Genomic DNA, 11237 nt, shown 5'->3' on the forward strand with positions numbered 1-11237 from the left:
GATGACGGCCATCGACTCCGGACGGCAGATCGACGAGGCCCGGCGCCTCTATGACGCCGGGGATCTCGACGCCGCCGCGGCGATCTTCGCGACACTGGCCGCCGACGCGGCCGCCCCCGACCAGGCCAGCGCCGCGGTCGGCCTGTCGGTCACGGCCGAACGGATGGCCCAGACCCTGCTGGAGGAGAACGCCCCGGCCGAGGCGGCCGACCTGCTCCTGCAGGCCCTGTCCGTCCCGGGCGTGGCCGACGCGGCCCGTCTGCGCGTCCTGCTGGGCATCGCCCACCTGGAGATGGCCTGCGCCGAGTTCGAGGTCGCCGTGGAGGCGGGCCCCGACGCCGACACGGCCGCCCTGGCCATCGAACTGCTGGCCCGGACCCTGCCGCTGCGGGGGCGCGACGCCGACGCCGAGACGGTCTGGCGCTACGGCCTCGACCACCAGGACGCCGACCTGGCGGCCCAGGTCGAGATGCGCCGGGGCCGCGACTGACCGAGTGATCACGGGCCGACGTGCACGTATCCGGCCCAGAAGTAGGGAAAGCCGGGCCGCCGGTCGCGCAACGAGCGGACGGCCAGGTGCAGGGCCACGGCGGCGGCGTCCGCGCGCGGTTCCGCGGTGCCCTGCGCGGTGAGCACCTGGTAGACCGTGTCGACGATCGCCGGGGCGTGCACGTCGACGATCGGCCACAAGGTGCCGATGACGTGGGGGAACCCGGCCAGCTGCACGCTTCCGGCGAGGCTGGTGGCCTCGTCGGCGAGCACGTCGCCCCCGCGTGAGGTCTCACAGCCGCTGAGGAAGGCGAACTCGGCCCGGTCGAGCCGCCGCGCCGCGAGCTCCCGCAACGTCAGCGGCCGGTCCGACAGCAGCAGCCTGGCCACCGCCGGAGCGTCGAGCTCCTGGACGGCGTGGCCCGCGAAGTGCATCCAGGAGCATCCGTCCAGCAGGGCGAGCACGCGTTCGTGCGTGGCGTCCGGGCCCGTCAGCTCGTCGACGTCGCCGAGGTGACCGCGCACCAGTTCCAGCTCGCGGCCGACTCCCGCCAGCTCGCTCTCGCCGGGGGCCACGGGCACGCCGATCAGCAGCCTGCGGCGCTCGCCCTGCGGTCCGAGCCGGCTCCGGGCGTGGACGAGCGCCCGCACCGTCGGGGTGTAGCTGGAGATGACCCGGTCGAGCGCCGGGCCGGCCGAGTGCAGCGGCAGCCCCGTGAGGGGTCCGGTCGGGCACCACCAGATCCGGGACACAGGGCCGAGGGCGTCCAGAACGGGGCCGGTGACGTGGGTCCAGATCCAGTCGAGCGCCGTGGCCATCGCCCGCAGGTCGCGGTCGCGTACGGCCGCCGCGAACCGGTCCGCCTCCTGACGCGCCTCCGCCGCCGTGAGCGTGAGCGGCAGCACCCGGATTCCGCCGGTGGTCACCAGGAGCGCGTCACAGCCGTAGTCGCTGACGTTCACCAGGGCCACCGGGCCGCCTTCCGCCGCGGAGAGCAGCCCGGCGGCGCGGGGCGGTCTCAGGAAGCCGGTCAGGCCGGGCACCTTCCTGATCTCCGCCAGGAGTTCGCGGCGTCGGCGCGCCAGCACGGGCCGCTGGTCGAGGTGACGAGGTTCGCTCCGGTCGTCGTACAGGTCAGAGCGTTCGGCGAGGTCGAGGGCGTCCTGGAGCTGGGCGAGCTGCTCGGCGAGGCCGGGCGCCCTCTCCCGGAGGAGGTCCTGGGAGGTGCGGCTGTCGAGCACCTGTGCGAGCATGACGCCCCGGCCCTGCTCGAGCAGCTCAAGCGCGGTCTCCGGACGGCCGGCGCGGACGGCCGCGGCGGCGGCGTCGCGGGCGAGCCCCTCGTGGTCGGCCAGGACCCGTTCCTGGTCGTCGCGCCCCAGCCCGCGCCAGGCGGCCTCGTCGAGCACCCCCACCGCGACCGCGAACCCGTCGGTCGCCTCTGCCGGCCGGCCGCACTCCATGGCGAAGCGGCCCCACGCGCGTCCCACGCCGGCCCGCCAGGACGCGGCGGCGGCTTCCACCGCGGCGGCCTCGCGGAACCGCGCCAGCGCCTCCTCGCGAGCGTCCGCGGCGGCGGTCAGCCGCCACTGGTCGACGCGGATCTCCGCCAGGTGGTAGAGCGCCACCGACGCCTCCGTGCTCCCCGGCGCCGACACCTCCACCGCCCGTTCCATGGTCCGCAGCGCCTGGAGGAGCGTCCGAGACCGGCCGGTCAGCGTGAAACGCGCCTGGAGGGCCTGGCCCAGGAAGGCGTACGCCTCGGGTCCCGCCGTGGCGTCCTCGTCGAGCAGGCCGGTGAGCAGGGCGATCGCCTCGTCGAGCGCCGGCGTCTCCGCCAGCCTGCGCCCACGGGGGAGCAGGTCGCGGAGAACGTTCCACCGCCGGTCTCCCGGCGAGGCGACGCCGGGCGGTTCCGCCGCCCTGGCGACGGCGATCAGGGCGCCCGCCAGGTTGATCGTGGACTGGACGCGGGTGAGGGACTCGGGCGGCGCGTCGGCGCGGGCCGACCGGAAGAGACCGATCGCCTCGTCGAGGTCGTGGCCGCCCACGAGAAGGGCGCGGGCGAGGCTGTTCATGAGCGCGGGGCGCTGGACGTTGGCGGGATGCACCGTCCGCACGGCCTCGCGCAGGTGGATGATCGCCTCGTCGAACGCCGCCGTCTGGCCGACGGCCTGGTAGCGCTCGAGCAGGACGCTGCCCAGGTTGCCGAGGTAGCCCGGCCGGTAGGGGCTGGCCTCCGGAGTGGCCGCGACGGCCTCGCGCAGTACGTCGGCGGCCTCCTCGGTGTCGGCGCTCCTCCGGGTCGCGCGGTAGCGCTGCTGCAGGGCTCCGCCGAGATTGCTCCGATAGAGCGCGTAGTTGGCGTGCTCCCTCGACGTCGTGGACACCGCTTCGCGATGGCCGGCCACCGTCTCGTCGAGTTCGGCCGGGTCGCCTCTGCGGCGCCCTGGCCAGTCATCACGCCCCAGACGACCCCGAGATCCTGAGCGCCCAGGAGCTGTTCGCCGCGTTGACCGGTCACGCCGGTGACTTCAAAGCAGCCCAAGCCCAGTTCGCCGAACTACTGCCCATCACCGCCCGGGTGCTCGGCCCTCATCACCCCGACACGCTCACCGTCCAGCACAACCTCGCGCACTGGACCGGTACGGCCGGCTATTTCGCGGCTGCTCGTGACCAGTTCGCCGAACTGTTGCCCATCCGCGAGCGGGTGCTAGGCCACGACCACCCCGATACCCTCACCACACGTCACAACCTCGGACTCTGGATCGGTCTGGCCGGTCAGGCCGCAGCCGCCCGCGACCAGTTCGCCGAACTGCTCCCCCACTCCCAGCAGATAGTTGGCTCCGAGCATCCCCTCACCCTGGCCGCACGCCACAATCTCGCACGCTGGAGGGGCGAGGCCGGCCAGCCCGCAGCCGCCCGCGACCAGTTCGCCGAATTGCTCATCACCTCCGAGCGGGTCCTCGGCCCCGACCACCCCGATACCCTTGCCCTACGGCACAACCTCGCGGAATTGGTCAGCGATGCCGAAGCTGCCCGCGATCGGTTCGCCGAACTGCTGCCCATCTCCGAGCGGGTCCTCGGCCACCACCACCCCGGTACCCTTGCCACCCGTAACAGCCTGGCCAGATGGACGGGTAAAGCGGGAGACGTACGCGGGGCGCGAGATCAATTGACCGTTCTGCTGCCCTTCCGCGAACACGTCCTGGGCCCCGAACACCCCGACACGCTATCCACGCGCAGCAGCCTCGCCTACTGGACGGGAAAGGCAGGAGATGCGGCCGGGGCACGCGACCAATTCGCCGCACTACTTCTCATCCGCAGACGCGTCCTGGGCGAGAAACACCCTCGCACCCTGTCCACCCGGAACAGCCTCGCCTACTGGACGGAATACTGCCAGTTAACGGGCGTTATCAGCCCGTCGGTAGAAGGTCACCGAGCGTTGGTGTTAGGAAAGCCAGGTCGAAGGCGGTCCGGGAAACTAAGTGACGTCAGCAGTTCAAACACAGCCCAGACATCCTGATCCATGGCGCACCGGCCATCCGCGCGGCCATCGGCTGCGCTCCGTGTGGGCACCTCGGCCCACGCACGAGGGGGAGGGCGCATGCGGTTAGCCTGCCGTGTGTGCCGCTCATGCCCTATTTCGAGACGTGGGTTCATCGGCATGGGGAGCGGCTCCACCCAAACGGAGAACCGCTGGTGTACTGGACCGTCGCCCGCGACCATCAGCTGATGTTCGGGGTGCTGGCCATCCTGGTCGACGACCTGTGGGGCCGTCTGCCTGTCGTCCGCGAGGCTGGCCGGTGGGGCCGTCTGGTCGACCTGGCCGGTGGTTACAGCGTGCCCGACCTCAAGCAGGTCTTCCTCTGGGTGGACGGCCATCAAAAGGGAAACTCAAGCGCCTTGCAACCGGTGCCTCCTCCAATAGACCGCAGACGGGATCCCACCGATCCACCAAGCACTTTCCTGCTGCTTGAACTTCCTGAGGAGGAACCATGCACGTCAGCTACCTGGCCCACCTGGCCGACGAGCAGCGAATGCGGCGCGCCCGTTCCGCCCGCCGCCTGAACGACCACGTCCCCGCCAACCGCCGGACCACCAACGAGAAGGGGACTGAGCCTGAATCCCCCGCGTGATTACTTGTGATCATTCTTCCGTTCCAATTCTTCGGCGAGGATCGTTTCGGCTGGTGAAGGCCGGGTTTCGGGTGTGGAAGGGCCGCCGTGCGCGGGTCACGGCCTGTCCGCGGGTCCTTCGGGTCGGGAGCGGTGGCGCTGGGAGCGTGGGTGACCATGTGTGGTCGTCACAAGCCGGCGGTGATCAGGGTGTGGGCGGTCAGGCCAGGTGGTGGCGGGGTGGCCTGTGAAGGGTGTCGAAGACGTTGAGCCAGGCGTCCATGGGACTTGGTCATCGTCAGGTCCCCTTCCGGGGTTGTAGCTAGTAGGTACGCGGGGACGCCGTCGGCGCAGCCGCACTCGATCTCTTCGGGGTTCTCGGTGCTCCACCCGCACAAGGCGCACCAGTGGACGGGGTTGCAGACAGGTTCGGGTTCGGTCATCTCCGGTCAGCCGAACCGCTCGCGGAGCAGCTCGTCGAGCTCGCGCCGGGACTCGTTGATGTCGTTGAATAACCCGGACTGGCTGGTGCCGTGAGCGTCGGTGATCTCGGTGCTGGCGACGTCGAGCACGTCTTTCAGCCACAGTTCGTGGTCGCTGTTGTTGATCCTGCGGAACACGGACATGGGCCCGATCTCCTCATCGTCTCGGGTCTGGGTGCGGGTCAGTCGCGGGGCTTGGACGTGCTGAACTCCACAGACGCGGCCGCGTGTCCGAGCGCCTGTGCCACGGCCCCCAGTTCGGCGGCCGCCTGGGTGACCCGGGTCTGGGGTTCGGCGGCGCTGATCGGCGCGGACTATGCCGTGCAGGAGGCCATCGAGCCTGGCCTGGATCTGTGGACGGACGTCGGCCACCCCCGGACCGGCCAACGCGGCGGCCTCGGCGCTGGCCGCCGACCTGAGCGGCGAGCCGTGGCGGCACTATCACGGGCCCGTGGTGGTCTGCGGGGTGGAGCTGGGCGAGGCGGGCGAGGAATACGCCGTGGACCTGACCGGCGACCGGCTGGCGGCGCTGCGCCGGCGGCTCGGCCGCCACAGCGCGGAATGAGGGATGCCGTTAACGGACGCGTCATCAACCGCCAAGACCGCAATGAGCTCCCGGGGCCCCTCGGGCCTGTCGCGGCCTCATCGCCGGGCCATTTTGTGGGAGTGCCGGTAAGAAACGTGTCATGAGCCCCAAACTGCCCTGCGCCAGGGCGTCAGCACCGAGGTCGTGGCCGGGCCCAACGCGACCACGGCGCTGGCCCAGACGACGTGGCTCCCGGGGGAACTCCTCATCTGCGGGTCGAGTTCGACCGGCCCCCTGCGCCGCGTCTTCGCCGGCGACATGTCCCTGAAGATTCTCCGGACCGCCCCCTGCCCGGTGGTCCTCCTCACCCCGCTCGGCCACCCGGTAGCTCAGCCGAGCAGGTCCCAGCGGTTGCCCGCGACATCCAGGAAGACCGCCACCCGGCCGTAGGGCTCGGTGCGGGGCACGGTCACGAACTCGACACCCGCGGCGGCCATCCTCCGGTACGCGCCCGCGAAATCGTCGACCCGCAGGAAGAAGCCGACCCGTCCGGCGGCCTGGTCGCCGACGACGGCCCTCTGGCGGTCGCTGTCGGCTCGGGCCAGCAGGATGCCCGTCCGGCCGCCGGGCGGGCGCACGACGACCCACCGCTTGGGGCGGCCGTCGTTGGTGAGCGAGGGCGAATCTTCGACGAGGTCGAAGCCCAGGGCGTCGACGAAGAACGTGATGGCCGTGCCGTAGTCGTCGACGACGATCGTGACCAGGTCGATGTGCATGGTCGGTGATCGTAGGGGGGCCTCAGGCGGCCCGGCGCAGCGGCGCCAGCGCGGCGCTCCAGGCGACGGTCTGATCCTGGACGACGCGGGCGCGGAACACGACGTCGACCTCACCCCTGGCCAGCTTGACGCCCTGCGCCGGCAGCTCCGCCACCACAGCGCCGAATAACGGTCAAACAGACACAGATCGGTCCAACATAATCGGGTTTCAGCTCGCGTTATGAGGACGGTTCGGTGACGACGATCTCGCGAGTGTGGGTGGGCGGCTGGAGCTGTACCGATACCACATCGCCATGGTGGTGGCGCGCTCCGCGCCGGCTGCGGCCACCATCGCCAGCGCCGTTGCGTTGCTTCCTGGACTTCCCAGTGGCGCCTACGACCCCGTAGCCGATACTCGGGCGCGACGCTCAGGAGTCGCGGCGGGCATTCCTTCGCGGCGCGATGAAGACGGCCCAGGCGGCCACACCCAGGGCCGGACCGAAGGACGAACCTAGCCCGACACCGTAAGTGAGGTTGTCGAAAAAACCCCCGACGACGACGCCGACGAGGACGCCGAAGGCAGCGCCGAATGCGATCCAGATCCCGAGATTTGCCCAGATCCCGAGACCTGCGGCGGGCGGGGGCGTGTTGTTGCTCGTCATTGCATCTCTCCCAAGGACGCGGGCGGACAGGGCTGACAATCTGGCGGCCCATCACGGCGGATGTTGGCGTTCACGTTGTCCGGTGTCCGGAGCGGCCGAGTGCCCGCCGCGCCTACGCCGTGGCACGGCGGATGAGCCTGTACCCGCCGACCGCGAACGCGGCGGCCACCAGGACCGGCCAGCCGGCGAGCAGCGCCGTGGGGGACTGGTCGAGCAACCAGCGGCCGATCGCGTCCCATTGCCGGGTCCACGTGATCAGCGTGGCGGCCAGCCCGAGCGCTGTGAACGTCAGGGTGAGGCTGGCGAGGACGCCGGTGGTGCCCCAGCGCAGGTACAACGTGCCGAGCAGGATCCCGAGGTGGGTCACGACCAGCATGGGTACCGCGTACCCGAGCAGGAGCAGTACCGGGTTGGCGTCATCCATGAACGGCAGGCCGAAGAAGCGCATCCCCCACCCCCAGTAGCCGGTGGCCTGTTCCACGGCGCGCAGCAGGCAGAGCACCAGCGCGTAGACCACCGACTGGACGACCGCGAGCAGCGACCAGGCCAGGTAGAACTCCCGGCGGGTCACGCTCATGCCCAGCGCGTACGGGAAGATCTGGGTGACCGAGACGGTGGCCATCCCGATCGCGACGCCGCACAGGCTGACCAGGCCGCCGGTATTCGTCACACCGTCGCCCGGGTCGTAGTTCGCCATGACGCTCAACAGGTTGATGCCGAACGCGACGGCCGTCATGCCCCACGTCCAGCCCACGATCTGCGGCCAGGCCGGCATCTGGAGACGGACCACCTGACGGATGCGGTTCATCGGGCGGCCTCCCGGTCCGCCGGCGCCGTTGTCGTCGGCGGTACGGTCGTCGGCGGTGCGGTCAGGCGGACCACGAGTTGCTGCAACGACAGCGGCTCCAGCTCGACGTTCAGCGTCTGCGCGAGCGCCTTCGCGTGCGGTCCGAGCCCATCGAGGATGGTCGACCGGACCAGGCCGCTCAACCGCTCGCGGTGCAACTCGGTGCGTCCGGCGGCGAACCCGTCCACGGCCTCCGCCCGTCCGGTGGCCGCCACCGCCCGCCCGCGCAGGTCGTCGGCGTCCTCATCGAGCACCAGCCGGCCACGGTCGATGAGCAGCACCCGCTCGACCAGATCGCTCACCTCGTCGATGAGGTGGGTGGACAGCACCACGGTGCGGGGATGCCCGGCGTAGTCGGCGAGCAGGCGGTCGTAGAAAAGCTGCCGGGCGGCCGGGTCGAGCCCGAGGTACGGCTCGTCGAAGAACGTCAGGGGCGCCCGCGCGGCCAGCCCGACAGTCACACCGAGGGCCGACAGCATGCCCCGCGAGAGCCCGCGGACCAGCCGCCCGGCCGGTAGCTGGAAGTCCGCGGCGAGGCCGTGCGCGAACGTGTCGTCCCAGTTCGCGAACAGCCGGCGTGCGGTGTGAAAGACGTGGCGCACGGTGTAGACGTGGGGGTAGCGCTGGCTCTCCCGGACGAAACAGACCTTCGACAGGACGGCCGGGTTCTCCACCGGTGGCGCGTCGAAGACCGACACGTTCCCCGACGACGCGAACGCCTGCCCGGTGAGGATCTGCATCAGGGTGGTCTTGCCCGCCCCGTTGGGCCCGAGCAGGCCGTAGATCGTGTGCTCGGCCAGCGCGAAGCTCACGTCGTCGAGCGCCGTGACGTCACCAAAGCGCTTGGTCAGCCCGTGTGCGGTTACCACCGCCGTCATCCCAGGTCCCTTCCGACAACCGCACCGAATGAATCGATCATCTTCATCAGCTCGTCGTGGCCGATGCCGAGCTTGCGCGCCTCGGCGAGCAGGGGTCCCACGTACTGTTCGGTGAACCGGTCCCGTCGCCGCTCGCGCAGCCTGGCCCGGGCGCCACCGGCGACGAACATGCCGATGCCGCGTCGCTTGTAGAGCGTTCCCTCCGACACGAGCTGGTTGACGCCCTTGGCCGCGGTGGCCGGGTTGATCCGGTGAAAGGCGGCAAGCTCGTTGGTGGACGGGACCTGGGCCTCCTCCACCAACGACCCGTCGATGATCGAGTTCTCGATCAGCTCGGCGATCTGAAGGAAGATCGGTCGGTCGTTGTCCATCGTTGGCTTAGCCGCCCAACTGGTTAGCTACATTGGTAGCTAACCATGTAACCTTGCGCCGCGGCTGTCAAGCCGCCCGGGCGTCCCGCGACCTCAGCCGGCGGCGGCGCCGGGACCCGTTTCCGCTCAGGAAAGGCAGCCGGGGATGCACCATGTTCTCGAACGACAATCGAACACGCCCTGTGCCCGGGTACGTGAAGACGCGGGCGCCGGGTTGACGTACGTTCACGTACAAGATCACCGCACTCGTGAGGGCCTGGCGGCGAGTATCGGCGCTTCGGTTCCAGCCGCTTCGGCGGTCTGGCCGGTAACGCGAACGGCCCCGTCACCGTGAAGGTGACAGGGCCGCTGCGAGACGTGGTCCGTACGGTAGGCGATCAACCGGCCCGTCCGGAGACGACACGCCGCGAAAGGTGGAGCGGGATGGACGAATCGCGCGCCGGGGCTCGTACGTGAGTAAGTGCGCACTGATGGACGTGCGTTCACGTACAAGATCACCCGGACCGGGGTGGTCCAGGGCAGGATGGGCGACATGATCTGTCTGGTCATCGACCCCGACGGCAGCGCGCGCGAGATCGACCTCCCCGGCCGATCCGGCCGGACGCGCCGACGCGCTCGCCATGTTGACCGGCGCGGTCCCGGCCGTCCGGGTGGCCATCGACCGGGACCTGGATCTGTGGACCGGCTCCGGGCGATCCCCCGGAGCGGCCAACGCGGCGGCCTCGGCGCTGGCCGCCGACCTGAGCGGCCAACCATGGCGGTCCTTCTACGGCCCGGTGGTGGTCTGCGGGCTGGAGCTGGGCGAGGCGGGCGAGGAACACAGCGTGGACCTGACCGGCGACCGGCTGGCGGCGCTGCGCCGCCGGATCGGGCGCCACAGCGCGGAATGACCCCCGGCGGCCTCACGACCAGGCCGATTTCTGGAACCGTGCGGCACACGGCGCATACCTGACATACACGGGCAAATCAGGCCCACATAATCAGCTTTCCGCTCGCGTTATGAGGACGGTTAAGTGACGATCACCGCACGCGACCGGTGTTGGGTCGAAGCAGAGGGAAGCCTGAACGGCTCCCGCCGGGCGTCACGGGAGCCGGATTGAGGGTTGGTCAGCGCTGGGTGATCCACTAGATGGACCGGAACGCTGGCCAGAGTCGCAGCGAGGCTTCGGGCGGTGGCGATCGGCGCGATGTGGCCAAGCGGCAGGCGAACTGCCGGTTAATGCCTTCAACCAGATCAGCAGCGCCAGCAGATGCTGATCGTCGTGCCTTTTGCCGCACGCCCACTCTACCTGTGAACAACCCGTGCGGACACGCCTGTGGTTCTCTCGTGGTCGTTTGCGGGTTGAGTAGCAGGCTTCTGATCGCAGTTTGTATTGCTGTCGTTGGGTGCGGGCAGGCGGCAGCATGAGCTGTGTGAGCGATGGCGTTCAGGGACCGGGCGGCGCGTCGCCGGACGGCCAGAGTGTGAGCGGGTCGACAGTGGGTGGTCACCTCAACCAGGTGAGTGCCAGTGAGGTGACCATCCATCAGAATGCGCCGCGGCCGCCGTTGCCGGACGCGGCCATGGTGTCCGGTCTGCCTGTGGGATCGGGATTAGGTCTGCCGCGACCGCCGGCTGCGGTGTTCGCCGGGCGCAGGGACGCGCTGGAGCAAATTCATGCCTGCCTATCCGGTTCAGGGCCGGACGTCGCGGTGATTACGCAGGCGGCGGTGCATGGGCTAGGCGGGATCGGTAAGAGCGAGTTGGCGTTGCAGTACGCGGCCGCTCATCGGAGCGCTTATGGGCTGGTGTGGTGGATAGATGCCGATTCCCCAGCGCAGATCCGGACGGGTTTGGCCAGGCTGGCTAAGACGCTGTGCGTGGGATCGCATTCGGTGGCGGCCTCCCAGGCCACTACCGAAGAGGCAGCAGCGTGGGCGATGAGCTGGCTTGCTTCCCAGCGGGGATGGCTGCTCATCTTCGACAACGTCGAGCAGGCCGAGGACCTGCACCCGTATCTGGGCCGGCTGACGGGCGGAGGTGTGCTGATCACTACCCGCCGCACCGTCGGCTGGCGCGCGCTTGGTTGCGTCTCCATCGGCGTGGACGTCCTGGACGCCGAAGCGGC

Annotated in this window: 14 protein-coding genes and 1 pseudogene; 7 read left to right on the forward strand and 8 right to left on the reverse strand. The window is 70.1% G+C overall.

The window, feature by feature from the left end:
• Position 1: 1 nt before the first annotated feature.
• Complete coding sequence (locus FDA94_RS30270; RefSeq protein ID WP_137250476.1) at positions 2–490, forward strand: hypothetical protein; 489 nt, start codon at positions 2–4, stop codon at positions 488–490.
• A gap of 8 nt (positions 491–498) precedes the next feature.
• On the opposite strand, the gene FDA94_RS30275 is transcribed toward FDA94_RS30270, so the two are convergent.
• Entirely contained in the window at positions 499–2880 is a 2382-nt protein-coding gene (locus FDA94_RS30275; RefSeq protein WP_137250477.1) for a CHAT domain-containing protein, read from the reverse strand.
• Between the two features lie 95 nt (positions 2881–2975).
• Between FDA94_RS30275 and FDA94_RS30280 the strand changes: the two genes are divergently transcribed.
• Both FDA94_RS30280 and FDA94_RS30285 read left to right on the forward strand, forming a co-directional pair.
• On the forward strand, positions 2976–4016 hold the full coding sequence (locus FDA94_RS30280) for a tetratricopeptide repeat protein (RefSeq protein ID WP_281286657.1): 1041 nt from the start codon (positions 2976–2978) through the stop codon (positions 4014–4016).
• Positions 4017–4117: 101 nt separating this feature from the next.
• Positions 4118–4561 carry a hypothetical protein gene (locus FDA94_RS30285; protein ID WP_137250479.1) on the forward strand — a complete coding sequence of 148 codons (444 nt, stop codon included), beginning with the start codon at positions 4118–4120 and terminating at the stop codon, positions 4559–4561.
• Positions 4562–5057: 496 nt separating this feature from the next.
• On the opposite strand, the gene FDA94_RS39560 is transcribed toward FDA94_RS30285, so the two are convergent.
• Positions 5058–5234 (reverse strand): hypothetical protein, encoded by a 177-nt coding sequence (locus FDA94_RS39560; RefSeq protein WP_170991195.1) that lies wholly within the window; start codon positions 5232–5234, stop codon positions 5058–5060.
• Between the two features lie 172 nt (positions 5235–5406).
• On the opposite strand from FDA94_RS39560, the gene FDA94_RS30290 reads away from it, so the two are divergent.
• Together FDA94_RS30290 and FDA94_RS30295 are read left to right on the forward strand one after the other, a co-directional pair.
• Positions 5407–5655, forward strand: coding sequence for a hypothetical protein (locus FDA94_RS30290; RefSeq protein ID WP_137250480.1), 249 nt, complete (start codon positions 5407–5409; stop codon positions 5653–5655).
• A gap of 138 nt (positions 5656–5793) precedes the next feature.
• Complete coding sequence (locus FDA94_RS30295) at positions 5794–6066, forward strand: universal stress protein (protein WP_137250552.1); 273 nt, start codon at positions 5794–5796, stop codon at positions 6064–6066.
• On the opposite strand, the gene FDA94_RS30300 is transcribed toward FDA94_RS30295, so the two are convergent.
• From FDA94_RS30300 to FDA94_RS30320, 6 genes are all read right to left on the reverse strand, one after another.
• Complete coding sequence (locus tag FDA94_RS30300; protein ID WP_137250481.1) at positions 6006–6392, reverse strand: VOC family protein; 387 nt, start codon at positions 6390–6392, stop codon at positions 6006–6008. The genes FDA94_RS30295 and FDA94_RS30300 overlap by 61 nt on opposite strands.
• A gap of 22 nt (positions 6393–6414) precedes the next feature.
• Positions 6415–6546 carry a hypothetical protein gene (locus FDA94_RS41230; RefSeq protein WP_281286656.1) on the reverse strand — a complete coding sequence of 44 codons (132 nt, stop codon included), beginning with the start codon at positions 6544–6546 and terminating at the stop codon, positions 6415–6417.
• A gap of 253 nt (positions 6547–6799) precedes the next feature.
• The gene (locus FDA94_RS30305) at positions 6800–7033 is read right to left on the reverse strand and encodes a hypothetical protein (RefSeq protein WP_137250482.1); all 234 of its coding nucleotides are present in this window, start codon (positions 7031–7033) and stop codon (positions 6800–6802) included.
• 112 nt (positions 7034–7145) lie between these two features.
• Complete coding sequence (locus FDA94_RS30310) at positions 7146–7841, reverse strand: ABC transporter permease (protein ID WP_137250483.1); 696 nt, start codon at positions 7839–7841, stop codon at positions 7146–7148.
• Complete coding sequence (locus FDA94_RS30315) at positions 7838–8758, reverse strand: ABC transporter ATP-binding protein (RefSeq protein WP_137250484.1); 921 nt, start codon at positions 8756–8758, stop codon at positions 7838–7840. The genes FDA94_RS30310 and FDA94_RS30315 overlap by 4 nt, the downstream gene beginning before the upstream one ends.
• Complete coding sequence (locus FDA94_RS30320; protein WP_137250485.1) at positions 8755–9129, reverse strand: GntR family transcriptional regulator; 375 nt, start codon at positions 9127–9129, stop codon at positions 8755–8757. Before FDA94_RS30320 ends, FDA94_RS30315 begins: the two co-directional genes overlap by 4 nt.
• A gap of 620 nt (positions 9130–9749) precedes the next feature.
• On the opposite strand from FDA94_RS30320, the gene FDA94_RS30325 reads away from it, so the two are divergent.
• Positions 9750–10019 (forward strand): hypothetical protein, encoded by a 270-nt coding sequence (locus FDA94_RS30325; RefSeq protein ID WP_137250486.1) that lies wholly within the window; start codon positions 9750–9752, stop codon positions 10017–10019.
• Positions 10020–10692: 673 nt separating this feature from the next.
• A pseudogene (locus tag FDA94_RS41670) lies at positions 10693–11235 on the forward strand (NB-ARC domain-containing protein); the annotation flags it as partial.
• Positions 11236–11237 lie beyond the last annotated feature (2 nt).

The sequence above is a fragment of the Herbidospora galbida genome (assembly GCF_005233835.1).
Lineage (GTDB): Bacteria > Actinomycetota > Actinomycetes > Streptosporangiales > Streptosporangiaceae > Herbidospora > Herbidospora galbida.

Bases quoted from the DNA above. Each gene is read 5' to 3' on its own strand.
- FDA94_RS30270 (WP_137250476.1), top strand. From the start codon at position 2: ATGACGGCCATCGACTCCGGACGGCAGATCGACGAGGCCCGGCGCCTC.
- FDA94_RS30300 (WP_137250481.1), bottom strand. From the start codon at position 6,392: ATGCACATCGACCTGGTCACGATCGTCGTCGACGACTACGGCACGGCC.
- FDA94_RS30325 (WP_137250486.1), top strand. From the start codon at position 9,750: ATGTTGACCGGCGCGGTCCCGGCCGTCCGGGTGGCCATCGACCGGGAC.
- FDA94_RS30310 (WP_137250483.1), bottom strand. From the start codon at position 7,841: ATGAACCGCATCCGTCAGGTGGTCCGTCTCCAGATGCCGGCCTGGCCG.
- FDA94_RS30290 (WP_137250480.1), top strand. From the start codon at position 5,407: ATGCCGTGCAGGAGGCCATCGAGCCTGGCCTGGATCTGTGGACGGACG.
- FDA94_RS39560 (WP_170991195.1), bottom strand. From the start codon at position 5,234: ATGTCCGTGTTCCGCAGGATCAACAACAGCGACCACGAACTGTGGCTG.
- FDA94_RS30320 (WP_137250485.1), bottom strand. From the start codon at position 9,129: ATGGACAACGACCGACCGATCTTCCTTCAGATCGCCGAGCTGATCGAG.
- FDA94_RS30305 (WP_137250482.1), bottom strand. From the start codon at position 7,033: ATGACGAGCAACAACACGCCCCCGCCCGCCGCAGGTCTCGGGATCTGG.
- FDA94_RS30315 (WP_137250484.1), bottom strand. From the start codon at position 8,758: ATGACGGCGGTGGTAACCGCACACGGGCTGACCAAGCGCTTTGGTGAC.